This window comes from Seonamhaeicola sp. ABD4_340 (genome assembly GCF_056312135.1).
In genome coordinates, this window is record NZ_CM149981.1 from 1,608,345 (window position 1) to 1,633,635 (window position 25,291).

The following is a 25,291-nucleotide window of genomic DNA, read 5'->3' on the forward strand; positions in this document are numbered from 1 at the left end:
GCATATTACCTTAATTTTCTGTGGCTTCAATACTATCTGTTGTAGGAGCTAAATCATTATTAGTTGCTGGAGCAACTTCTTCTTCACCAGTAAAATATTTAAATAATCTTAAATAATCATTAAATACATCACCTTCGGTATTTGCAAACTCAATATCATGCCTAATCAAAACATCAATTAAGGCTTTGTAACGTTGTATATCAGTATAAATATCTTCAAACAAACGCTCTTGATTTTGCAATGACAAGCTACTGTAATATTTTAAGTTTTCTTGGTATTTAACAGCAACATCTTTAAAAAGTTGTTGTGCTTTTTCTTTGTTGCCAACTTCATAATAAGCGCCAATATAAGGCTCTAAAAGGGTGTAATACCCAAAGTAATTAACAGGCATGTTTGTCATGGCAATGTCTGCTATTTCTTCGGCTTTTTCTAGTTTTCCTTCGTTAATAAGTTGCTCAATTAATCGGGCTAAATTACCTCTGTAAGTAATGGAGTTTTTTCTGGTTTCAGTATCGTGATAAATATCTGGGCTACCGCTATTGCCCCAATCCCATTTTTTTACCTTTTCATACATTAAATCGGCATCCACACGTCCCATGTCAAAAGGGTTTGCTCTATCTACTTCTGTTTTAATAGGTACTAATTTGTAGCACATGCCATCTAACTGCAGGTAGTCTTTCATCCAAATATAATCATCGTCACCAAAACTTCCACCGGTAAAATAAATTGGGCGTTTCCAGTCGTTATTAGCAACAATATCAAGCATTAATAACCGGTTTTTGTAAAGAGCGCCGCTACCAATTTCAATATCAATGTGTGGTACAATCTTATCGGCATCTTTAGGTTTTACAATACCGTGTTTAATAGCGTTTTCTTTATTAACTGGTAATCTCAAAAATTTGGTAGGAATGTATCTGGCATTTAATTCTTGCGATGGATACGCTCTAACATCAGTTTCAGTAAATTGTTCTAAATAAAACTTAAATCTGGTTTTAGGGTTATCGCTAGTAATAAAGTTTAAAGCTTCTTTTATTTGAATGGTGTCGTTAGAAATTGGTGCAATTCTAACATAATCATTAGTGCCATGTCTGTAATCTTTATGCGTTAGTTGTGATGGTACAGGATCACTTTCGTAAGCTTTACGTTTCATTTGGTCTATGTACCAATCTGTTTGAAACAAACTGGTGTTAACAATGCGTACATCGGTTCTGTAGCCTTCAATTTCTTGGGCGTACCAAAGCGCGAATGTATCATTATCTCCAATGGTGAATAAAATGGCGTTTTCAGCACATGAATCTAAATATTTTCTAGCCATGGCTTGTGCTGTGTATTTATCAGATCTGTCATGATCATCCCAGTTGTTGGCAGCTAAAATACCTGGTACAAGAATTAAGCAAATTACGGTTATAATTGGCGCAGCAAGTTTTTTAGGAATGTATGTTTTAAGTACATCATAAATGGCGTAAACTCCAAAACCTATCCAAAGGGCAAATACGTAAAATGAGCCAACTACAGAATAGTCGCGCTCTCTAGGTTCAAAAGGGCGCACATTGGTGTAAACTTGTATGGCAATACCGGTAAACAAGAAAAACACTAACATAACCCAAAATAATTTCTTGTCTTTATTAAACAGAAAAAAGAACCCAATAATACCTAAAATTAAGGGTAGTAAATAATAAGTGTTTCGGGCTTTGTTATTTTTTACATCAGAAGGTAAATTTTCTTGCGGATAACCAATATGCCAATTATCAAGAGGTTTTATGCCACTAAGCCAATTACCATGATTGTCATAACGACCTTGAATATCATCTTGTCTTCCTGTGAAATTCCACATAAAATAGCGCCAATACATGTAGCCTAATTGGTATTCAAGCAAATATCTTAAGTTATCGCCTAATGATGGTTTTTCAACATCAAAATAATTAACGGCATAGCGTTTTAAAAAGTTGTTATAATCTTCATAATCTACATTACCTTGAGCTACTTCTTTTTTGAAATTATTTACAAGGTTTCGTAAATCGTTATCCATTTGGTATTCTGGTTTTAGTTTAAAATCTAAAAATCCAGAAAACATCATGTAGTTTTCGGCATGCTCGCTACTCCACATTCTTGGTAAAAATGAGGCATGTTTAGAGTTGTAGTTTTGGCGTGCATTTTTATAATCGTTTACAACTACATATTTGCCTTTTTGTTCGTCTTTTTCATATTTAGGCTTATCGTCTTTGTAAGGATTGTTTTCATCTAAAGCGGCATACATATCGGTAAACTGAGGGCCGTAAAACAAGTGTGTTTCAGGGTATTGCTCTAAGTTGTAATATGCTAAAAGCTCGCGAGCACTAGAAGGGTTGTTTTCATTAATTACCACATTGGCATTGGCTCTAATTGGTAGCATTAGCCATGTTGAAAAGCCAATAATAACAAAAGTTAAGCAAAGAATAGCTGTGTTTAGGTGCACATAGTTTTTTTGGCGTGTATATTTTATGGCATAAAAAATAATAGCTATTAAAGCAATACCAGCTATAATAGAACCAGAATTAAAGGGTAAACCAACGGTGTTTACAAAAAATATTTCTGAAGCACTAAATACCTTTAAAATGTTAGGTGCTAAAAATTTAAAAACAAATAATAACACAGCAACCGATGCTATGTTTGCTATAATAAAATTTTTAATAGTAACTGTTTTGTAGTTTTTAAAAAAGTATACTAGACCAATGGCTGGAACGGTTAAAAGCCCCATAAAGTGAACACCAAAAGATAAACCAATAATAAAAGCAATTAAAATAAGCCAACGGTTACCACGTGGTGTGTTCATGTCTTGTTCCCAACGTAAACCTAACCAGAATAAAACCGACATTATTAAAGTTGCCATGGCGTAAACTTCGGTTTCAACAGCGTTAAACCAAAAAGAATCTGTAAAACTAAAGGCTAAACTACCAACAAGTGCGCTGCCTAAAATAGCAAGTGCTTTTGGTTGATTATCTTCAGTAGTACCAACTAATTTTTTTAATAGTAAGGTAATAGTCCAGAACATAAACAAAATGGTAAAAGCACTAGAAACAGCGCTCATCATATTCATCATCCAACCAATTTGTGATGGTTCAAGAGCAAATATTGAGAAAAATGCCCCAAACATTTGAAATAGTGGTGCTCCAGGTGGATGCCCAACCTGTAGTTTAGAAGAAGTTAAAATATATTCACCTGCATCCCAAAAACTAACAGTAGGCTCAACAGTTAAGCTATAAGTAACAAGGGCAACAAAAAAAGAGAACCAGCCCAAAAGCGTATTCCATTTTTTAAAGGTCTGAATGGTCATAAAATTCAATGTTTGATTGCTTTGGCGAATTTAGTAATAAATGCCGTACTTCAAACTTTTTTAAGTAAACCTTAAGTATAAAATAATATTTTTTTCAAAAAATATTTGTGCAAATAAAACTTTGTACTAAATTTGCACCCTCAATTACACAATTGGCCTATGGTGTAACTGGCAACACGTCTGGTTTTGGTCCAGAAGAGTCTAGGTTCGAGCCCTAGTAGGCCAACAAAAATTGATTAAGTCCTTGCTTTTTTAAGTAAGGACTTTTTTATTAATAATGTCTAGCAGCGTTGTTGTTGCTAAAAAAGAATGGTTATAAATCTTACAATTGACACAAAAACACATTGAAAAGCCATTTATTAGGCATTCTTAATTAAAAATTATATATTTGCAGCGTTGTAAGGCAAAATTAACAATGAGGGGACGGAAAGTCCCCTCTTTTTATACTAAAAATGTTTAAAAGTACAGTTGAAAATTTACTTGAAAAAGCCCTTGAAGAACGAGAAGACCTGTTTTTAATAGATTTTTCAATACAAGGAGACAACCAAATAAAAGTTATTATTGATGGTGATAACGGTGTTGTGGTAGATGATTGTATTTACATAAGCAGAGCCATTGAACATAATTTAGATAGAGAAGAAGAAGATTTTTCGCTAGATGTTATGTCTGCTGGTGCAACAGCACCATTAGTAAAACAGCGTCAGTATAAAAAAAATAAAAATAGAACCCTAAAAGTAAAAACAGCAGCTGAAACTTTTGAAGGTGTACTTTCTGAAGTTACAGATGAAACTATTACTTTACAATGGAAAGTTAGAGAGCCAAAACCTATAGGTAAAGGCAAAGTAACTGTAACAAAACAAGCGAATGTCGCTTACAAAGATATTGTAGAAGCAAAAGTTATGATTAAATTTTAATTCAGTAGAGAGTTATGGAAAATGTCGCTTTAATTGAATCTTTTTCAGAATTCAAAGACGATAAGCTAATTGACAGAGTAACGTTAATGGCCATTTTAGAAGAAGTATTTAGAAGTGCTTTAAAAAAGAAGTATGGTGATGATGATAACTTCGATATAATTGTAAACCCAGATAAAGGAGATTTAGAAATTTGGAGAAACCGTATAGTGGTTGCCGATGGTGAAGTAGAAGATGAAAACCAAGAAATATCACTATCTGAAGCAAGAAAAATTGAGCCAGATTTTGAAGTAGGTGAAGATGTTTCTGAAGAAGTAAAACTTATAGATTTAGGAAGAAGAGCCATTTTAGCATTACGCCAAAACTTAATTTCTAAAATCCATGAGCATGACAATACTATAATCTACAAACAATTTAAAGATTTAGTTGGAGAAATTTACACTGCCGAAGTACATCACATACGCCACAGAGCAGTTATATTATTAGATGATGAAGGTAATGAAATTGTATTGCCAAAAGACAAACAAATACCTTCAGATTTCTTTAGAAAAGGCGATAATGTAAGAGGTGTAATTGATAGTGTAGAGCTAAAAGGCTCAAAACCAACAATATTAATGTCTAGAAGCTCTCCGGTGTTTTTAGAGAAATTATTTGAACAAGAAATACCAGAAGTTTTTGATGGCTTAATAACCATAAAAAACGTAGTAAGAATACCAGGTGAAAAAGCAAAAGTAGCCGTAGATTCTTATGATGATAGAATAGATCCTGTAGGAGCCTGTGTAGGTATGAAAGGATCAAGAATTCACGGCATAGTACGTGAATTGGGTAATGAAAATATTGATGTTATTAACTTTACAAATAACACACAATTATTCATTACAAGAGCATTAAGTCCAGCAAGAGTAACATCAATAAAAATTGATGAAGAAACTAAACGCGCTGAAGTAATTTTAAAACCAGAAGAAGTAAGTAAAGCCATTGGTAGAGGTGGGCATAACATCCGTTTAGCAGGGCAATTAACTGGTTATGAAATTGATGTGTTTAGAGAAGGCGCTGAGGAAGATGTTGAATTAAGCGAATTCTCAGATGAAATTGAAGGCTGGATTATTGAAGAATTTAACAAAGCAGGTTTAGATACAGCTAAAAGTGTACTTGAATTACAAGTAAGCGAATTAGTAAGAAGAACCGATTTAGAAGAAGAAACAATAACAGAAGTTATTAAAATTCTAAGAGAAGAATTTGAAGAATAATATCATTTCAATTATTATTTTAAGCAACAATTTCAAAGCAATTAGCTTAAAATTAGGGTTGAAAGTGGATATGACATATATTTGAGTATTTTAAAGGCAATTTATGGCTGAAACAATTAGATTAAATAAAGTATTACGCGAGCTTAATATCTCTCTTGATCGTGCTGTGGAATTTTTAGATTCTAAAGGCATAGAGATTGATAAGCGACCAACTACAAAAATTTCACAAGAAGTTTACACAATTCTTTCAAACGAATTTCAAACAGATGCTAGTAAAAAAGTAGCATCAAAAGAAGTTAGTGAAGCTAAACAAAAAGAGAAAGATCAATTGAGAGAACAACGTGAGCGTGAACTTGAAGCAAAACAAAAAGAAGTTGCTAAAAAAGACGAAGTTGTTAAAGCCACAGGTTCAATTACTGGTCCAAAAACAGTTGGTAAAATAGATTTATCTCCTAAAAAAGCAGAGCCTAAAAAAGAGGAGCCTGTAAAAGAAGAAGCGCCTAAGCAACCAAAAGCATCAAAGCCGGTTGAAGAAAAGCCAAAACCAACGCCGCCTCCAGCGCCAAAGCCAGTAGCTGAAACACCTAAAAAGGAAACACCTAAAAAAGAAGCGCCTAAACAACCACAGGCACCTAGAAAAATAGATGTTAATCCACAACCAACGGTAAAAAAAGAAGCACCTAAAAATAAACCTGAAGCAAAAAAAGAGCAGGAAACTCCAGTGTTAGGAGAGCAAAAGGTTGAAACAAAATACCAAAAACTTTCAGGTCCAAAAATTGCGGGAGACAAAATAGATTTATCGCAATTTAATAGACCTAAAAAGAAGAAAGAAGATAAAAAAACCGACGATAAAAATAAAACAGGCGATGCTTCAAAAAGAAAACGTCGCAGAATAAGTAAAGTTGGTGGCGGCCCTAACCAAGGTGGTAATAACCGTGGCGGCCAAAATAGAAACGATCGTTTCAAAGGAAAACAAGGCGCAGGAAGACGCAATGTTGTCAAAGAGGAGCCTAGTGAAGAAGATGTAAAACGTCAGGTAAGAGAAACGCTAGAAAAACTTCAAGGTAAAAGCACTAAAGGTAAAGGTGCTAAATATCGTAGAGAAAAAAGAGAGCAACATAGAGATCAAACCGAAAAAGAATTACAAGCTGAAGCAGCAGAAAGTAAAATACTTAAAGTTACTGAGTTTGTAACTGCAAGTGAAGTAGCAACCATGATGGATGTGAGTGTTACTCAAATTATTTCAGCATGTATGTCTTTAGGTATGATGGTAACCATGAATCAGCGTTTAGATGCTGAAACACTGTCTATTGTTGCTGAAGAGTTTGGTTATCAAGTAGAGTTTGTAACTGCCGATATTGAAGAATCAATTGAAGAAGTAGAAGATAAACCTGAAGATTTATTACCAAGAGCACCTATTGTAACCGTTATGGGTCACGTAGATCATGGTAAAACATCGTTATTAGATTACATAAGAAAAGAAAATGTAATTGCAGGTGAATCTGGTGGTATCACCCAGCATATTGGTGCTTACGGTGTAGAGTTAGAAGACGGACAAAAAATGGCGTTTTTAGATACACCAGGTCACGAGGCATTTACAGCAATGCGTGCGCGTGGTGCACAAGTTACAGATATTGCAATTATTGTAATTGCAGCAGATGATGATATCATGCCGCAAACAAAAGAAGCTATTTCGCATGCGCAAGCAGCGGGCGTACCAATTGTTTTTGCTATTAATAAAATTGATAGACCAGAAGCTAACCCAGATAAAATTAAAGAAGGTTTAGCTAACATGAATTTATTAGTTGAAGATTGGGGTGGTAAAGTACAATCACACGATATTTCAGCAAAACAAGGTACAGGTGTTAATGAACTTTTAGAAAAAGTACTTCTAGAAGCTGAGTTATTAGAACTTAAAGCCAACCCAGAAAAACCTGCATTAGGTACCGTGGTTGAAGCATTTTTAGATAAAGGTCGCGGTTATGTGTCTACCATATTAGTACAAGCCGGAACACTTAGAGTTGGAGATTATGTATTGGCGGGTCAACATAGTGGAAAAGTTAAAGCTATGCATGATGAACGTGGGCATGATGTTGTTGAAGCAGGTCCTTCTACACCAGTATCAATTTTAGGTTTAGATGGAGCGCCACAAGCAGGTGATAAGTTTAACGTATTTGAAGATGAACGTGAAGCTAAACAAATAGCAACAAAAAGATCACAGTTACAGCGTGAGCAGTCTGTTAGAACACAACGTCATATTACCCTTGACGAAATAGGAAGACGTATTGCACTTGGAGACTTCAAAGAGCTTAACATTATATTAAAAGGTGATGTAGACGGTTCAGTTGAAGCGTTAACAGATTCGTTCCAAAAATTATCAACTGAAGAAATTCAAGTTAATATCTTACATAAAGGTGTAGGTGCCATTACCGAAAGTGATGTGTTATTAGCTTCAGCATCAGATGCAATTATTATTGGTTTCAACGTTAGGCCAATGGGTAATGCACGTCAGGTAGCCGATAAAGAAGAAATTGATATCAGAACGTATTCAATCATCTATGATGCTATTAATGATCTTAAAGATGCTATGGAAGGTATGTTATCTCCAGAATTTAAAGAAGAAATTACTGGTACTGCTGAAATTAGACAAACGTTTAAAATTTCTAAAATTGGAACCATTGCAGGTTGTATGGTAACAAATGGTAAAATTTATCGTAGCTCGGGTGTTAGATTAATTAGAGAAGGTGTTGTAATATTCACCGGAGAATTAGCCACACTAAAACGTTTTAAAGACGATGTTAAAGAGGTTTCTAAAGGATATGATTGTGGTATGCAAATTAAAAACTATAATGATATTAAAGAAGGTGATATAATTGAAGCATTCCAAGAAGTAGCCGTTAAGAAAACCTTGAAATAATTATTTAAAATATTTTTCTTAAGAAATTAAGAATCAGCATATAAAAAAAGCGAACCAATCGGTTCGCTTTTTTTATATGGTTTTAAATAATTTAATTTTTAATCTTTTTTAGGCTTAAAAATAAAAGCATTTGCAAACTTGTTTTTAATGCGTTTTAAGGCTTTATCAGCTTCTAAACGAGTTCTAAAATTACCAGCCCAAATTTTAAAGTTAGGCGATTCGTAAACTATTCTAGAGCTCCAATTGGCAAATGTCTCACGAAATTCTTTTTGCGCAGCATAAGCACCGGGTCTGTTACCGTTATATATTTGAATTTTATACCTATCAGAACTATCTTCATTCTTGTTAAGTTCTTTCTTTGTGTTCAATAAAACATCTATATTTTTATCTTGATTAATACTTACATTACCTTGTTGGGCATAATTTTTAACAGAAAAAGTTAAAATACACACACCAACCAAAATTTTAAATTTCAAGCTCAATTTTTTCATATTTAATTATTTATACAAATGTATACGTTATAAAATCAAAAAATAGCTGTTTTATTTATTTAGAATCTCTCTAAATTAACAATTAACAACTCTGTAACATTTCTAAAATCGACTTTATATGTTACTTTTGCCTGAGATTTTATAAGTATGATATTTGTCATGTTTCAATGAAAAAATCATACCAAAGATTAGAAGTTAATTTAACCAATAATATGAAACAGGTGATTCACCGTAAATTAGGCAGCAACTTACTTCGTATAGGCTTAATTATTTTATTAGCGTTTACAACCTCGCTCTCTGCTCAAGAAGGAGATCCAGCAAAAGGAAAATCATTGTTTAATACCAACTGTGCGGCTTGTCATCATTTAGATAAGAAAATGACGGGTCCGGCACTGCGCCATGTAGAACAGCGTTTAGCTGATGAGCAAGGTTTAGATAGGGATTGGATTTATGCATGGGTAAGAAACAGTTCAAGTGTTATTAAGTCTGGCGATGCCTACGCGAACAAAGTGTATAATGATTTTGGTGGTGCAGCAATGACGGCTTTTCCACAATTATCTGATGACGATTTAAATAATATTTTAGCATATACGGCTCAAGAAAAAGCGGCGCCTCCAGCGGCAGTTGCTACTGGTGCAGTTGCGGGTGCGCAAACAGCGGCTCAATCTGGTGGTATTTCTAACGAAATTATTCTAGGTGCCTTAGCAATCTTGTTTGTGTTGTTAGCAGCAGGCTTGTTTTTAGTGAATAAAACATTACGCAGATTTGCAGCGGCACAAAACATAGATTTACCTGAAGCAACTAAAAGAAAGCCGCTTTGGAAAGCTTTTGTTGAGAATCAGTTTTTAATGTTAGTTACAGCAATATTCTTTTTGCTTGCAAGTGCTTATTTTGCTTATGGGTATTTAATGCAGGTAGGTATAGATCAAGGCTATCAGCCTGTTCAGCCAATTCACTTTTCGCATAAAATACATGCTGGTGATAACGGTATAGATTGTAAATATTGCCACTCTTCTGCTAGAGTTAGTAAGCATTCAGGTATTCCTTCGTTAAATATTTGTATGAATTGTCATAAAAATGTTTCTGAATACAATGGAGAAACAACTCCAGAGCATTCAAAAGAGTTTTATGATGGTGAAATCCAAAAGCTTTATGAGGCTGTTGGTTGGAGTGATGCTGATCAAAAATATACTGGAGAATCTAAGCCTGTGAAATGGGTTAGAATACATAATTTACCAGATTTCGTGTACTTTAATCACTCACAACACGTAACTGTTGGCGGGCAAGAGTGTCAAACATGTCACGGTCCTGTTCAGGAAATGGAAGTGTTATATCAACACGCGCCATTAACTATGGGTTGGTGTATAGATTGTCACAGAAAAACTAATGTGAAGGTAGAAGATAATGAGTACTATGAGAAAATTCATTCTGAATTATCTAAAAAGTACGGTGTTGAGAAATTAACAGTTGCTCAAATGGGCGGACTGGAATGTGGTAAATGTCACTATTAAAAATGTGATTTTCTTTTCCTTTCAAACGGAAAATTATAAATAATTAAAAAGAAGTAATTCAATTATATCATATGTCATCAAACAAGAAATACTGGAAAAGTGTTGAAGAGCTAAACGAGAATAGTTCTATTGTTGAGACGCTAAAACAAAACGAATTTGTACAAGAAATTCCTGTAGATGAGTTTTTAGGAGATAAAGAAACTCTTGAAACAAGTTCAACTACTCGTCGTGATTTTCTAAAATACGTTGGTTTTAGTACTGCAGCAGCTTCATTAGCTGCATGTGAAGGGCCAGTAAAGAAATCAATTCCTTACGTAGTGCAACCACAAGAAATTATTCCTGGTGTTGCTAATTATTATGCAACTACAATTGCAGACGGATTTGATTATGCTAGTGTTTTAGTGAAAACGCGCGAAGGTCGTCCTATTAAAATTGAAAACAATAACATGGCAGCTACCAATGGTAGTGCAAACGCTAGGGTTAATGCATCGGTTTTAGGTTTATATGATAGCTTAAGAGTACAAGGGCCAAAAAAAGGAGAGTCTAATGTTACTTGGGAGGAGTTAGATGCTGAAGTTGCTAGTCAACTAAACAAAGCAGCTCAAACAGGTAAAGATGTTGTGTTGTTAACGCAAACTTATGCGAGCCCTTCTACAAGTAAATTAATTTCAGAATTTAAAGAAAAATATGGTAATGTTCGTCATGTGGTTTATGATGCTGTTTCAGAATCGGCAGCTATTGACGCTTACCAAGCTAAATATGGAGAACGTGGTCTAGCAGATTACGATTTTTCTAAAGCAATGACAATAGTGTCTGTTGGTGCAGATTTCTTAGGAGATTGGCAAGGAGGCGGTTTTGATGCTGGTTATTCTAAAAATAGAATTCCAGATCATGGCAAAATGTCTCGCCATATTCAATTTGAATCCAATATGTCATTGTCTGGCGCTAATGCAGATAAACGTGTGCCGGTAACACCAAGTCAACAAAAATTAGTGTTATCTAAATTACACAGTTTAGTAGTTGGTAGTGCTTATGCTGGTAGTAAATTACCAGAATCTGTTGAAAACGCTATTCAAAAAGCAGCTTCTCAACTTAAAAAAGCAGGAAGTAAAGCTGTTGTAGTTTCGGGTATTCAAGATGTAAATGCTCAAACTGTTGTTTTAGAAATAAATGAAGCTTTATCAAGTAAAGCTTTTAAACCAAATACACCTATTAAAACTAGACAAGGTAATGCTAAAGATGTAGCTGCTTTGATTTCAGATTTAAAATCTGGTAAGGTTGGTGTGTTAATTATGAGTGGTGTAAATCCTGTTTACACACTACCTAATGCCGCTGAATTTGCAGAAGGTTTGAAAAAAACATTTTCTGTAGCCTTTTCAATGAAAGCCGATGAAACTTCTAGTTTATCAACATACATAGCAGCAGCACCTCATTACTTAGAATCTTGGGGAGATATAGAGTTGAAAAAAGGATATTATGCCTTAACACAACCAACTATTCGTCCTTTATTTAGTACAAGACAGTTTCAAGAAGCTTTATTAAAGTGGACAGGTAACACATTGTCTTATGTAGATTATATAAAAGAAACTTGGGGAACAAGTATTTTAGGCGGAGGTTCTTTCAACAAAGCATTACATGATGGTGTTTATGTTGGAACTATTACAACTGAAACTGAAAATACTGCTGAAACTACTGAGGAAACAGAAACGCCTGCTAGCAATGCGGCGTCTGCTTTAGCAAGATCAGTAAAAGCCTCTGCAGGTTTAGAGTTAACATTATACACTAAAACTGGAATGGGTGATGGTCAACAAGCCAACAACCCATGGTTACAAGAGTTTCCAGACCCTATTACAAGAACATCTTGGGATAACTATTTAACAGTATCAAAAGCTGATGCCGAAGCTTTAGGTTTAAGTAACAGGCATGTTGCTACTGGAGCTTTAAATGGTAGTTATGCTAATGTAACTGTAAGTGGTGTAACTGTAAAAGTACCTGTTTTAATACAGCCTGGTCAAGCAAAAGGATCTGTTGGATTATCATTTGGTTATGGTAGATCTGCAGGTTTAAAAGAAGAAATGATGACAGGTGTTAATGCTTATGCATTATACACAAACTTTAATAATGTACAAAACGTAACTGTTGAAGCTGCTTCTGGCGAACATGAATTTGCATGTGTACAGTTACATAACACGTTAATGGGACGTGGTGACATTGTTAAAGAAACAACATTAGAAATTTTCAATACTTACGATAAAGAAGACCATGAACATGGTTGGAATAAAGTACCAAAAGTATCTTTAAATCACGAAGAAACACCTGTTACATCACCAGATGTAGATTTATGGGAAGAATTTGATCGTTCAATAGGTCATCATTTTAACTTGTCTATAGATTTAAATGCCTGTACGGGTTGTGGTGCTTGTGTTATTGCATGTCATGCAGAAAATAACGTGCCAGTTGTAGGTAAAGAAGAAGTGCGTAGATCACGAGATATGCATTGGTTACGTATTGATAGATATTATTCTTCAGAAGATTCTTTTGAAGGTGATAACGAAAAGAAAGATAATATTTCTGGTTTAGGAGAATCATTAAGCCAATTTGGTGAAATGGAATCTCCAGCAGATAATCCACAAGTAGCTTTCCAACCAGTAATGTGTCAACATTGTAATCACGCTCCTTGTGAAACAGTTTGTCCTGTAGCAGCAACATCACACGGTCGTCAAGGTCAAAACCATATGGCGTATAACCGTTGTGTAGGTACAAGATATTGTGCAAACAACTGTCCTTACAAAGTACGTCGTTTCAACTGGTTCTTATACAACAGTAATGATGAGTTTGATTATCATATGAATGATGATTTAGGACGTATGGTACTAAACCCTGATGTTGTTGTACGTTCTCGTGGTGTTATGGAAAAATGTTCTATGTGTATTCAAATGACACAAAAAACAATTCTTGATGCTAAACGTGACGGACGTAAAATTAAAGACGGTGAACTTAAAACAGCATGTTCTGCAGCTTGTAGTAGTGGAGCTATGGTTTTTGGTGATATTAATGATAAGCAAAGTAAAGTTGCAAAACTTAAAGAAGATAACCGTATGTATCACTTATTAGAGCACATTGGTACCAAACCAAATGTTATTTATCAAACAAAAGTGAGAAATACAACTGAAGCATAATTAAGAAAAAAGTTTACAAAGTTTACTACGTTTAAAGTACAAAAACCTCTAAACTCATAAACAAATAAACTTCTAATAAAAATAAACAATTAAACAATAAAATATGGCGTCTCATTACGAAGCACCTATTAGAAGACCCTTAGTTACAGGCAATAAATCATACCACGATGTTACTGTGGATGTAGCTAAGCCTGTTGAAGGAAAAGCAAATAAACAATGGTGGATTGTTTTTGGAATATCATTAACAGCTTTTCTTTGGGGAATTGGATGTATTTTGTATACCGTATCTACAGGTATTGGAACTTGGGGTTTAAATAAAACCGTAGGTTGGGCCTGGGATATTACAAACTTTGTTTGGTGGGTAGGTATTGGTCACGCAGGAACTCTTATTTCTGCCGTACTTTTATTATTCCGTCAAAAATGGAGAATGGCTATTAACCGTTCTGCAGAGGCAATGACAATTTTCTCGGTAGTTCAGGCAGGTTTATTCCCAATTATTCACATGGGTCGTCCTTGGTTAGGGTATTGGGTATTACCAATTCCAAATCAATTCGGTTCATTATGGGTGAATTTTAACTCGCCATTACTTTGGGACGTATTCGCAATTTCAACATACTTATCAGTGTCATTAGTATTCTGGTGGACTGGTTTATTACCAGATTTTGCTATGTTACGTGATAGAGCTATAAAACCATTCCAAAAGAAAATATATGCATTATTAAGTTTTGGTTGGTCTGGTCGTGCTAAAGATTGGCAACGTTTTGAAGAAGTATCTTTAGTACTTGCTGGTTTAGCAACACCTTTAGTGCTTTCTGTACATACTATTGTATCGTTTGACTTCGCAACATCGGTAATTCCGGGTTGGCATACCACTATATTTCCACCTTACTTTGTTGCTGGAGCAGTATTTTCTGGTTTCGCAATGGTAAACACACTTTTAATTATAATGCGTAAAGTATGTAATTTAGAAGATTATATTACTGTACAACACATAGAGTTAATGAACTTAGTAATTATGATTACCGGTTCTATTGTTGGTGTGGCATATATTACTGAGCTGTTTATAGCATGGTATTCTGGTGTGGAGTATGAGCAATATGCTTTCTTAAACAGAGCAACAGGTCCTTACTGGTGGGCATATTGGGCTATGATGACTTGTAACGTATTTTCTCCGCAGTTTATGTGGTTCAAAAAATTAAGAACAAGTATCATGTTCTCTTTCATTATTTCTATAGTTGTAAATATAGGTATGTGGTTTGAACGATTTGTAATTATTGTAACATCATTACACCGTGATTATTTACCATCATCATGGACTATGTTCTCACCTACATTTGTTGATATAGGTATCTTTATAGGTACAATTGGTTTCTTCTTTGTGTTGTTTTTATTATACTCAAGAACATTCCCAGTTATAGCGCAAGCGGAGGTTAAAACAATACTAAAATCATCAGGTGACAAGTATAAAACTATAAGAGAATCTGGTGAAACTTTAAGCGGTACTGGTGCAGATGAGAGAACATCAAAAGCTGGATTAGTTACAAGTAATGTAGCTGAAGTAAAGGCTGATATTGAAGATGTTAAAGAAATTTCAGAGGAAGAAAAAAACGAAAGAGTTAATAACTTACTAGGCTCTATTGGTGCTTTTGATGCTAATACACAAACTGCTGATGATTTAAAGAAAATTAGTGGAATTGGACCAAAAATGGAAGAAGTGTTAAATAGCATTGGTATTTACACATTCTTACAAGTAAGTAAAATGACAAAAAAAGAATACGATTTACTAGATTCTATTACAGGTTCTTTCCCAGGAAGAGCAGAGCGTGATGATTGGTCTGGTCAAGCTAAAAATTTAATAAACTAAAAGTAGCATATGGAAGCTTCAAAAGTAATTCACGCTATTTATAACGACGACGATGTATTAATGTCTGCTGTTAAAAAAGTAAAAGCAGAAAAACATCATATAGAAGAAATTTATACACCATTCCCTGTACACGGTTTAGACAAAGCTATGGGGTTAGCTCCAACACGTATAGCTATAACAGCTTTTATGTATGGCTTAGTTGGTTTAACAGTGGCTATAACCATGATGAATTTTATCATGATTGAAGATTGGCCTCAAAACATAGGAGGTAAACCTAGCTTTAGCTACATTGAAAATATGCCAGCTTTTGTGCCTATTATGTTTGAACTTACGGTGTTTTTTGCAGCGCATTTAATGGTAATAACATTTTATTTAAGAAGTAGAATGTGGCCTTTTAAAGATGCTGAAAATCCAGATCCTAGAACTACAGATGATCATTTTTTAATGGAAATTGCAGTACATGGAAACGAAAGTGAGTTAGAAAACTTACTTAAGCAAACTGGAGCTGTAGAAATTAATTTAATTGATAAAGAAGCGCATTAATATAGTACTATGATGAAAAGCGTATTTAAAATATTAGCAATAGCAATCGTTTTAGTAGCAGTATCATGTAAAAAAGATACAGCTCCTAACTATCAGTTCATGCCAAATATGTATGAATCTGAAGGATATGAAACTTATGGCGAAGCAGCATTTCGTAATGGTGTTGAAGCACAATTGCCAATTGAAGGTACAATTGCGCGCGGTTATATTCCTTTTGATATAGATAACACTACCGAAGGTTATGAATTAGCTAAGGCAACTTTAAAAAGCCCATTAGATTCTACACAAGTAGATTTAAATAAAGGTAAAGAACTTTATGACATATATTGTGCTATTTGTCACGGAGGAAAAGGTAATGGACAAGGTAACTTGGTAAAACGTGAAAAAATATTAGGTATACCAAGTTATGATGATGTTGGTAGAGCAATTACAGAAGGCAGTATTTACCATACCATTTACTACGGAAAAAACAGTATGGGTTCATACGCTAATCAGTTAAACCCTGAAGAGCGTTGGCAAGTAGTATCATACGTTTTAAAGTTAAAAGCAGATTTAGAAAAGTAAGAAGATAAGATTATACAGATATGTACACATTTTCAAATAAATTAAAGACATTTTCTATAATACTAATGGTTTTAGGAGCCGTTGGCGTAGGAATTGGTTTTATGTCATCTCATAAATCTTTTGAAGACGTTGAGCATTTATTAGAAGCTGAAGCGCACCACGGTGGTGGTCATGCCGAAGAGGCTGCTCATCACACAACAGACGCTCATAATACACACGCAAGCTCTGGACATGATTCACACAATGCTGCAGATACACATGTTGATGAACACAAAAAACACGTTGAGCATGTAATGCATCAAATAGCTAACAGGCCATGGGCTGCTTTATACGTAGCTGCTTTTTTCTTTATGATGATAGCTTTAGGAACATTGGCATTTTATGCAATACAAATAGCATCGCAAGCAGGATGGTCTCCAGTGCTTTTTAGAATAATGGAAGCTATTACAGCTTATGTATTACCAGGGGCTATAATAGTATTATTAATTGCTATAGCATCAGGTACCATTGGTCATTACAACTTATTCATTTGGATGGATCCTGAAGTTGTGGCACATGATAAATTAATTCAAGGTAAAACAGGTTTCTTAAACCTTACAGGTTTTACTATTAGGGGTATTATATTTATTGCTGGTTGGGCAGCTTACCGTCATTTTGCACGTAAGTTCTCAATAGCTCAAGATACTGCTGATGATAATAGTAACTATAAAAAATCTTTCCGAATAGCAGCTGGTTTCTTAGTGTTCTTCATTTACACAGAATCTATGATGTCTTGGGATTGGATTATGAGTGTAGATCCGCACTGGTTCTCAACTTTATTTGGTTGGTATGTGTTTGCTAGTATGTTTGTAAGTGGTATTACTACTATTGCATTAATAACGCTATACTTAAAAACTAAAGGATACTTAGAATTTGTAAATGAAAACCATTTACATGATGTTGCTAAATTTATGTTTGCAATAAGTATTTTCTGGACATATTTGTGGTTCTCTCAGTTTATGCTTATTTGGTATTCTAACATACCAGAAGAGGTAACATATTTTATTGCCAGATTTAATGATTATAAATTACCATTCTTAGGTATGGTTGTTTTAAATTTTGTATTCCCTATATTAATGCTAATGAGCGCAGATTACAAACGTGTACCATGGTTTGTAGTTTTAACAGGTTTAGTAATTCTTTTAGGGCATTATATTGATGTTTTCAATATGATTATGCCAGCAACAGTTGGTGACAGATGGTCTGTAGGAATTCCTGAAATAAGCTCAATATTACTTTTCGCTGGCTTATTCATTTTTGTAGTATTTACTGCTTTAACCAAAGCACCTTTACTAGTAAAAAGATACCCTTTTAGAAAAGAAAGCGAAGAATTTCATTATTAATTAAAGATTAAATAAAGACGAACAATACCAATGACTGCTTTATTAACAATTATAGTTTTAGTATTTATTTTAATTGCCATTTGGCAAATGGTTAAAATATTCGATTTGGCGCAAGCTAAAAGTGAAAATACACAGGTTGCCACAGATAAGGATAATACCTTAAACGGATATTTAATGATGGGTTTCTTAGGATTCATCTATTTAATAACCATTATTAGCTGTATAAAATGGGGAGATTTACCCTTGCTATCTAATTCAGCTTCAGAGCATGGTCCAACCATTGACAACTTAATGGTTATATCATTGGTAATTATCTTTTTTGTTCAAACAATAACACAGTTCTTATTACACTACTTTGCTTTTAAATATAAAGGCGAAAAAGGAAAACAAGCTTTGTTTTTTGCAGACAATAATAAATTGGAAGCTATCTGGACAATTATTCCTGTTATTGTGTTAGCAGGTTTAATAATTTACGGTTTAAATACTTGGATTAACATTATGGGTGTTGATGAAAGTGATGATCCAATAGTTGTTGAGTTATATGCACAACAGTTTAACTGGAAAGCACGTTATGCTGGTGCCGATAATACATTAGGAAAAGCTAATGTACGTTTAATTGATTTAGATAGAGCTAACATTTTAGGTTTAGATGAAGCAGATCCAAACGCTCAAGATGATATCATAACAACTGAATTACATTTACCTAAAGGTCGTCCTGTTTTGTTTAAAATGCGTTCTCAAGATGTATTACATTCGGCATACATGCCACACTTTAGAGCTCAAATGAACTGTGTGCCAGGTATGATTACACAGTTTGGTTTCACACCTTCAAAAACTACTGAAGAAATGCGTGCAACGCTAGATATTCAAGATAAGGTTAAAAACATAAATGAAATTAGAGTTGAAAAGAGCAAAGATTTAGTTGCTAAAGGTGAAGATCCATTAGATCGCTATGAGTTTGATTACTTACTTATTTGTAATAAAATTTGTGGAAAATCTCACTATAACATGCAAATGAAAATTGTTGTTGAAACTGAAGAAGAATTTAATGCTTGGTTAAAAGAGCAAAAAGAATTCAAAAACTCTCTAATTAACTAAAATAAAAAAAGAAAAAACGATATAAGATTATGTCAGCACACGCAGATACTCACGCTCACGACGATCACGGACATCATCATAAAGAAACTTTTGTAACAAAGTATATATTTAGCATGGATCATAAAATGATTGCTAAACAATATTTGGTTACAGGTACTATTATGGGTGTTATTGGGGTAATGATGTCATTATTGTTCCGTATGCAAATAGCATGGCCAGAACAACCAAATGTTTTGTTTGAAGCATTATTAGGTAAATGGGCTCCAGACGGTGTTATGGATGCCGATATATATTTAGCCTTAGTTACAATACATGGTACAATAATGGTGTTTTTTGTACTAACAGCAGGTTTAAGTGGTACTTTTAGTAACTTATTAATACCATTACAAATTGGAGCACGTGATATGGCTTCAGGTTTTCTAAATATGGTATCTTACTGGTTATTTTTTGTGTCAAGTATAATAATGGTTATTTCATTATTTGTTGAAGCAGGACCAGCAGCTGCAGGTTGGACTATTTATCCTCCGCTATCAGCATTACCAATGGCTCAAGGAGGATCAGGTGCGGGTATGACTTTATGGTTGGTATCTATGGCAATTTTTATTGCTTCATCATTATTGGGTTCATTAAACTATGTAGTAACAGTACTTAATTTAAGAACCAAAGGAATGTCTATGACAAGATTACCTTTAACCATTTGGGCATTTTTTGTTACTGCTATTATAGGTATTATTTCGTTTCCTGTTTTATTATCTGCCGCTTTATTATTAATTATGGATAGAAGTTTTGGTACATCATTCTTCTTATCAGATATTTTCATTCAAGGTGAAGTTTTACATTATCAAGGTGGTTCTCCTGTATTATTTGAGCACTTATTTTGGTTTTTAGGGCATCCAGAAGTATATATAGTAATATTACCAGCAATGGGATTAGTATCTGAAATTATGGCAACCAATTCACGCAAACCTATTTTTGGTTACCGTGCAATGATTGCTTCTATTTTAGCTATCGCATTCTTATCAACAATTGTATGGGGTCACCATATGTTCGTATCTGGTATGAATCCGTTCTTAGGTTCAGTATTCACATTCACAACATTATTAATTGCAATACCTTCAGCAGTAAAAGCATTTAACTGGATTACTACAATTTGGAAGGGTAATCTTCAAATGAATCCAGCAATGTTATTCTCAATAGGTTTTGTTTCTACTTTCATAACTGGTGGTTTAACCGGTATTATTTTAGGTGATAGTGCTTTAGATATTAACGTTCACGATACATATTTTGTAGTTGCACACTTCCATTTAGTAATGGGTATATCTGCTTTATATGGAATGTTTGCAGGTATTTACCATTGGTATCCAAAAATGTATGGTAGAATGTTAAACAAAAACTTAGGTTATATCCATTTCTGGATTACAGCTGTTTGTGCTTATGGTGTATTTTTTCCAATGCATTTTATAGGTATGGCAGGTTTACCTCGTAGATATTACACTAATAGTAATTTCCCTTTGTTTGATGATGTATCAAACGTAAATGTAATTATTACAATATTTGCATTAATTGGAGGTGTTGTTCAAATAGTATATTTATACAATTTCTTTTCTAGTATGTACTATGGAAAAAAAGCAACACAAAACCCATGGCGTGCTACTACTTTAGAATGGACTACACCTGTAGAGCACATTCATGGTAACTGGCCAGGTGAAATACCACATGTATATCGTTGGTCATATGATTATAGTAAACCAGGACATGATGTAGATTTTGTACCGCAAAACATACCGTTAAAAGACGGTGAAGAAGAGTTACAACACTAACATATATATAAATAAATCACAAAAAGCCTTTCCAAATATTTGGAAAGGCTTTTTTGTTGTAATTAACTTACAGGAGTATAGAAACATTAAAAATCGTTTAAAAGCATAAAATAATCGTTAAAAAGTAAAAAAAATTAACAAACATCGACAAAAAACAAAAAAATAAGTTAAATTGCACTAAATATATGATGTTATATCTAAATTATTCTTGAGGAATGTTTTTAGTTGGAAGCATCAATAATGTAATTTAACTATAAAGTATGAAAACAAAATTACTTCTAGGTAATGTATATAAATATATGTTCCTTTTGTGGTTTTTAGGGTTTACGTTGGTTTCTTATGCGCAATGCCCTTTAATACCTAACCCTACACCAGCGCCCATTTGCGATTCCGCAAGTTTTACATTTTCAGATTTAAACACATATGCCACAGATATGGGGAATGGCATTGTATGGTACGATGCTCCAACAGGAGGTACAGCCTACAATGCTAATCAATTAGTTTATGAAGGCACTTATTACGCAGGTGACAATTCAGGTTCCTGTGGAACAAGATTACCTATTATTGTAGATTTTGAAGTTGACGCGTCTGGCGAAAATTTAGATAAAATTTATTGTAGTAATGAAAATGCAACCATACAAACTTATATTGATGATGTATTGGCAGCCAGCATACCTTCAGGAGGTTCAGTTGAAGTTTATCGAGATTTTTCACTAACTAATCAAGCTGTACCTGCTGATGTTATTCCTGTAGGCGCTCAAAATTACTTTATTATTTTTGTTGATAATAGTAATTGTAAAGGTCAAATAGAAATTGGTCAAGTTGGTGTGTTTTCAGCGCCACAAGATCCAACACCACAACCTTTGCAGGTATTTTGTTCTAATACAAATCCTTTAGTTGGTAATTTAGATCCAGGAACGGCCTCAACAAATTTTAATTGGTATGAAAACATTGATGGTTTTGGCAACCCAGTTCCGCCGGCGCTTTCTTCAACAACAGCATTAACTAATGGAGGTATTTATTATGTACAGGTTGATGATATTTTTTGTGAAAGTAATGTTGCCTCTGTAACGGTAAATATTGAAACACCACCAAATTCAGGCACATCAGCAAGTTTAGAGTATTGTAATGATAGTTTACCTACTTCAAATTTTGATTTGTTTGATGAATTAGGTGGCATTAAAGATACAAACGGAACTTGGTCTGGGCCAGTAGCTACTTCAAACGGTTTTAGAGGTACAGTTAACATTGCTGGTTTAACAACAGGAGGTTTATATATTTTCTCATACACAGTACCAGCTACAACAGGGTGTCCGCAATCATCTTCTACAGTGGCCATTCAAGTATATGAAACATTTTCTTCGGGTGCTGTTTCAACACTAAATCCAACATCTTTTTGTGTGTCAGCATTACCAACAGATTTTGATTTATTTACATTATTAGAAAACGAAGATTTAAATGGGCAATGGACCATAGGAACCAATAGTACAGACCCCGTAACTACATCAACAATAGATTTGTCTTCATACACCGTTGGAAGTTATAATTTTACATATACACAAAATTTAGCGCCTAATCCGTGTCCTGAAGAATCAACAACAGTTCAAGTTACCGTATTACAAGATCCTAATGCAGGTAATGCGATTAACCAATCGTTTTGCGAAAATGATTTATCAACCAATTCACCATTCAATTTATTTGATGCTTTAGATAATTCACAAGACAATAATGCAGGAACATGGCGAGATGCTAGCAATACAACCGTTTCAAATAGCATAGATATTACAAGCTTTACAGTTGCTGGGAGTCCGTATATTTTCACATACACCATTGACAATGGAGCATGCTCAGATACGGAACAAATTACCATAACCATTGATGATGCACCAGAATCTGGAATAGCCAATGCACCAGTTGAGTTTTGTGAAGGATCAGCGCCATCAAATTATAATTTATTCGATTTAATAGCAGGTGAAGATCAAACCGGAACATGGTTAGATGACAATGCTACAGGTGTTTTAACAGGAAACATTGCAGACTTATCAGGTTTAACACCAGCAACCTATAATTTTACTTTTGATGTTGATGCCATAGGAAGTTGTGATGATGCAAACGTCACGGTAAGCGTTGTAATAAACCCATTACCAAATACAGGTATACCATCACCAGTTGCATTTTGTGAAAATGATGTAACATCAAATTCACCATTAGATTTATTCGGTCAATTAACCGGAGAAGATGCGGGCGGCATATGGACAGATGATGATACATCAAGAGCATTAACCGGTAGTAATGTAGATTTAACGTTGTTAGCCATTGGTTCATACAGTTATACATATGCAATTACTGATGCTAACGGATGTTCAAACAGCAGTACAGTTGTAATTACCATTGATGATGCACCAGAATCCGGTACAGCCAATGCACCAGTTGAGTTTTGTGTTTTTGAAATTACTACAGGGCAAACCTATAATTTATTCGATTTAATAGAAGGTGAAGATCAAACTGGAACATGGTTAGATGATGATGCTTCAGGTGCTTTATCGGGTAATACAGTTACTTTAGATGGATTAACTCAAGGAACTTATAATTTCACATTTGATGTTGATGCTATAGGAAGTTGTGATGATGTAGATGTAACAGTTAGTATCATAATAAATGATACAACTGCGCCTTCAGCCGCTTCTCCACAAGCATTTTGTGATAGTGCTACCGTAGCAGATTTGGTTGTTGTTGGAAATTCAGTACAATGGTACAACACTTCAACTGCTGGTGCACCTATTGATGTTTCAACAGCTTTAGTAGATGGTCAAACATATTACGTATCGCAAACAAACGCAACTACAGGTTGTGAATCTTCAACTAGAACAGCAGTAACCGTAGCCATTAACCAAACACCAACAGCAGGTGCTTTAAATGCTACAACAATTATTGCCTGTAATGATAGTGCTAACATCAACTTATTTACAGGTTTAGATGGCACACAAGATAACGGCGGTACATGGACAAATGATGATAGTGTTGGTGTATTAGTTGGTAATACTTTTAATGCTACAGGTGTAGCAGCAGGTACTTACAGCTTTACGTATACTGTAACAGCATCGGCGCCTTGTGTTGATGATAGTATTACAATTTCTGTAACTATTGAAACGCCTTTAAACGCAGGTACAGATGGAGCTCCTTTAAATTTATGCAGCAATAATGGTACTGTAGATTTATTTTCTGAATTAGGCGGAAATCCTGATGCGGGCGGAACGTGGTCTCCAGCAATGGATAGTTCAACAGGCGTTTTTAACCCGTTAGTAGATGCTCCAGGAACATATACTTATACCTTATCAAATGCCTGTGGTACATTTTCAAGTAGTATTGAGGTTTCGGTTTCTCTAGCGCCAAATGCAGGTGAAGATAACAGTGTAAACTTATGTGAGACTGATGCGCCGGTAGATTTATTTACATATTTAGGTACAGCTGCTCAAAGTGGTGGTACATGGTCGCCTGCCTTAACTAGCGGTACAGGTGTATTTGACCCGGCAGTTGATGTGGCCAATACCTATACTTATACGGTTACAGCAACATCACCTTGTTCACCAGATGCCATGGCAAGTGTAGTAGTTTCTGTTAACAACACGCCAATGCCAACTGTAACAACTATTAACCCTGAGTTTTGTGCAATAAATCAACCAATAGTATCAGATTTAGATACTAATATTACATCATCAGGAACTATAAATTGGTATGAAGATGTGGCTTTAACAACGCCATTAACAGGCACGGAATTATTAATTAATGGCGACGATTATTATGTAACGCAAACCAACACATCGGGTTGTGAGTCTGAACCAGTTCAAATAAGTGTAACCATTAATGATGCGCCAACACCAATTTTAACTAATACAGATGAAACTTATTGTATAAATGATAACCCAACAATAAATGAGCTTGCAAACAATGTGAGTTATGATGCTTCGGCTTATAATATTATTTGGTATGATGAAGCGCTTGAAGGCACAGTGTTATCAGGTTCAGATGTTTTAAGTAAAACAACAACAGTGTATTATGCAGCTTTAATAGATTTATCTACAGGTTGTGAAAGCAGTGTGCGTTTAGCAGTAACACCAGATATTACAGGATGTGGTAAAGTTGAGTTGCCTGATGGATTTTCGCCAAACGGCGATGGTGTAAATGACACCTATAATGTAGATAATTTATCAATATTATATCCAAACTTCGAAATTGAAATTTTTAACCGTAACGGTAATGTAGTTTATAAAGGCAATGCTAATAGCCCAAGGTTTGATGGAACTTCAAACCAATCTAGAACTTTAATAAAAGGTGATTTACCAGTAGGCGTTTACTTCTACATTTTTAAGTTTAATGATGGGGAACATAAACCAGAACAAGGACGCTTATACTTAAGCAGATAATTTTTAGATACATAAAATTTACAG

14 protein-coding genes and 1 tRNA gene are annotated in these 25,291 nt (G+C 34.4%); 13 read left to right on the plus strand and 2 right to left on the minus strand.

Annotation, left to right across the window (positions count from 1 at the left end; translation table 11 throughout):
• Nucleotides 1-10 precede the first annotated feature (10 nt).
• Nucleotides 11-3,313: a protein O-mannosyl-transferase family gene (locus tag ACYX4H_RS07000; protein WP_476238495.1), complete on the minus strand. Its 3,303-nt coding sequence runs from the start codon at nucleotides 3,311-3,313 to the stop codon at nucleotides 11-13.
• A gap of 153 nt (nucleotides 3,314-3,466) precedes the next feature.
• On the opposite strand from ACYX4H_RS07000, the gene ACYX4H_RS07005 reads away from it, so the two are divergent.
• From ACYX4H_RS07005 to infB, 4 genes are all read left to right on the plus strand, one after another.
• A tRNA-Gln gene (locus tag ACYX4H_RS07005) sits at nucleotides 3,467-3,539 on the plus strand.
• A gap of 226 nt (nucleotides 3,540-3,765) precedes the next feature.
• Nucleotides 3,766-4,227, plus strand: coding sequence for a ribosome assembly cofactor RimP (gene rimP, locus ACYX4H_RS07010; RefSeq protein ID WP_475294748.1), 462 nt, complete (start codon nucleotides 3,766-3,768; stop codon nucleotides 4,225-4,227).
• Nucleotides 4,228-4,241: 14 nt separating this feature from the next.
• Nucleotides 4,242-5,474, plus strand: a complete 1,233-nt coding sequence (nusA, locus tag ACYX4H_RS07015) for a transcription termination factor NusA (RefSeq protein ID WP_475294747.1) — start codon at nucleotides 4,242-4,244, stop codon at nucleotides 5,472-5,474.
• A 103-nt stretch (nucleotides 5,475-5,577) separates the two neighbouring features.
• On the plus strand, nucleotides 5,578-8,391 hold the full coding sequence (gene infB / locus ACYX4H_RS07020) for a translation initiation factor IF-2 (protein WP_476238496.1): 2,814 nt from the start codon (nucleotides 5,578-5,580) through the stop codon (nucleotides 8,389-8,391).
• Nucleotides 8,392-8,489: 98 nt separating this feature from the next.
• Here the strand turns inward: infB and ACYX4H_RS07025 are convergent, their stop codons facing one another.
• Nucleotides 8,490-8,867 carry an SPOR domain-containing protein gene (locus ACYX4H_RS07025; RefSeq protein WP_476238497.1) on the minus strand — a complete coding sequence of 126 codons (378 nt, stop codon included), beginning with the start codon at nucleotides 8,865-8,867 and terminating at the stop codon, nucleotides 8,490-8,492.
• A gap of 227 nt (nucleotides 8,868-9,094) precedes the next feature.
• Between ACYX4H_RS07025 and ACYX4H_RS07030 the strand changes: the two genes are divergently transcribed.
• The 9 genes from ACYX4H_RS07030 (at nucleotide 9,095) to ACYX4H_RS07070 (ending at nucleotide 25,267) form a co-directional block, all read left to right on the plus strand.
• Nucleotides 9,095-10,393, plus strand: a complete 1,299-nt coding sequence (locus tag ACYX4H_RS07030; RefSeq protein ID WP_476238637.1) for a c-type cytochrome — start codon at nucleotides 9,095-9,097, stop codon at nucleotides 10,391-10,393.
• Nucleotides 10,394-10,464: 71 nt separating this feature from the next.
• Nucleotides 10,465-13,572, plus strand: coding sequence for a TAT-variant-translocated molybdopterin oxidoreductase (locus ACYX4H_RS07035; RefSeq protein ID WP_476238498.1), 3,108 nt, complete (start codon nucleotides 10,465-10,467; stop codon nucleotides 13,570-13,572).
• Nucleotides 13,573-13,675: 103 nt separating this feature from the next.
• Entirely contained in the window at nucleotides 13,676-15,436 is a 1,761-nt protein-coding gene (gene nrfD / locus ACYX4H_RS07040; protein ID WP_476238499.1) for an NrfD/PsrC family molybdoenzyme membrane anchor subunit, read from the plus strand.
• Nucleotides 15,437-15,445: 9 nt separating this feature from the next.
• Nucleotides 15,446-15,979 carry a DUF3341 domain-containing protein gene (locus ACYX4H_RS07045; RefSeq protein WP_475294742.1) on the plus strand — a complete coding sequence of 178 codons (534 nt, stop codon included), beginning with the start codon at nucleotides 15,446-15,448 and terminating at the stop codon, nucleotides 15,977-15,979.
• 12 nt (nucleotides 15,980-15,991) lie between these two features.
• The gene (locus tag ACYX4H_RS07050) at nucleotides 15,992-16,543 is read left to right on the plus strand and encodes a c-type cytochrome (protein ID WP_476238638.1); all 552 of its coding nucleotides are present in this window, start codon (nucleotides 15,992-15,994) and stop codon (nucleotides 16,541-16,543) included.
• Between the two features lie 20 nt (nucleotides 16,544-16,563).
• Nucleotides 16,564-17,925 (plus strand): quinol:cytochrome C oxidoreductase, encoded by a 1,362-nt coding sequence (locus tag ACYX4H_RS07055; protein WP_476238500.1) that lies wholly within the window; start codon nucleotides 16,564-16,566, stop codon nucleotides 17,923-17,925.
• 30 nt (nucleotides 17,926-17,955) lie between these two features.
• Entirely contained in the window at nucleotides 17,956-19,023 is a 1,068-nt protein-coding gene (locus ACYX4H_RS07060) for a cytochrome c oxidase subunit II (RefSeq protein WP_475294740.1), read from the plus strand.
• A 29-nt stretch (nucleotides 19,024-19,052) separates the two neighbouring features.
• Nucleotides 19,053-20,843 carry a cytochrome c oxidase subunit I gene (locus ACYX4H_RS07065; RefSeq protein ID WP_475294739.1) on the plus strand — a complete coding sequence of 597 codons (1,791 nt, stop codon included), beginning with the start codon at nucleotides 19,053-19,055 and terminating at the stop codon, nucleotides 20,841-20,843.
• Nucleotides 20,844-21,103: 260 nt separating this feature from the next.
• Nucleotides 21,104-25,267 carry an Ig-like domain-containing protein gene (locus ACYX4H_RS07070; protein ID WP_476238501.1) on the plus strand — a complete coding sequence of 1,388 codons (4,164 nt, stop codon included), beginning with the start codon at nucleotides 21,104-21,106 and terminating at the stop codon, nucleotides 25,265-25,267.
• The last annotated feature ends 24 nt before the right edge of the window (nucleotides 25,268-25,291 follow it).

What these genes read in the sequence shown, in the direction of transcription:
- ACYX4H_RS07000 (WP_476238495.1), bottom strand. Translation starts at nt 3,313, where the DNA reads ATGACCATTCAGACCTTTAAAAAATGGAATACGCTTTTGGGCTGGTTC.
- rimP (WP_475294748.1), top strand. Translation starts at nt 3,766, where the DNA reads ATGTTTAAAAGTACAGTTGAAAATTTACTTGAAAAAGCCCTTGAAGAA.
- nusA (WP_475294747.1), top strand. Translation starts at nt 4,242, where the DNA reads ATGGAAAATGTCGCTTTAATTGAATCTTTTTCAGAATTCAAAGACGAT.
- infB (WP_476238496.1), top strand. Translation starts at nt 5,578, where the DNA reads ATGGCTGAAACAATTAGATTAAATAAAGTATTACGCGAGCTTAATATC.
- ACYX4H_RS07030 (WP_476238637.1), top strand. Translation starts at nt 9,095, where the DNA reads ATGAAACAGGTGATTCACCGTAAATTAGGCAGCAACTTACTTCGTATA.
- ACYX4H_RS07035 (WP_476238498.1), top strand. Translation starts at nt 10,465, where the DNA reads ATGTCATCAAACAAGAAATACTGGAAAAGTGTTGAAGAGCTAAACGAG.
- nrfD (WP_476238499.1), top strand. Translation starts at nt 13,676, where the DNA reads ATGGCGTCTCATTACGAAGCACCTATTAGAAGACCCTTAGTTACAGGC.
- ACYX4H_RS07045 (WP_475294742.1), top strand. Translation starts at nt 15,446, where the DNA reads ATGGAAGCTTCAAAAGTAATTCACGCTATTTATAACGACGACGATGTA.
- ACYX4H_RS07050 (WP_476238638.1), top strand. Translation starts at nt 15,992, where the DNA reads ATGAAAAGCGTATTTAAAATATTAGCAATAGCAATCGTTTTAGTAGCA.
- ACYX4H_RS07055 (WP_476238500.1), top strand. Translation starts at nt 16,564, where the DNA reads ATGTACACATTTTCAAATAAATTAAAGACATTTTCTATAATACTAATG.
- ACYX4H_RS07060 (WP_475294740.1), top strand. Translation starts at nt 17,956, where the DNA reads ATGACTGCTTTATTAACAATTATAGTTTTAGTATTTATTTTAATTGCC.
- ACYX4H_RS07065 (WP_475294739.1), top strand. Translation starts at nt 19,053, where the DNA reads ATGTCAGCACACGCAGATACTCACGCTCACGACGATCACGGACATCAT.
- ACYX4H_RS07070 (WP_476238501.1), top strand. Translation starts at nt 21,104, where the DNA reads ATGAAAACAAAATTACTTCTAGGTAATGTATATAAATATATGTTCCTT.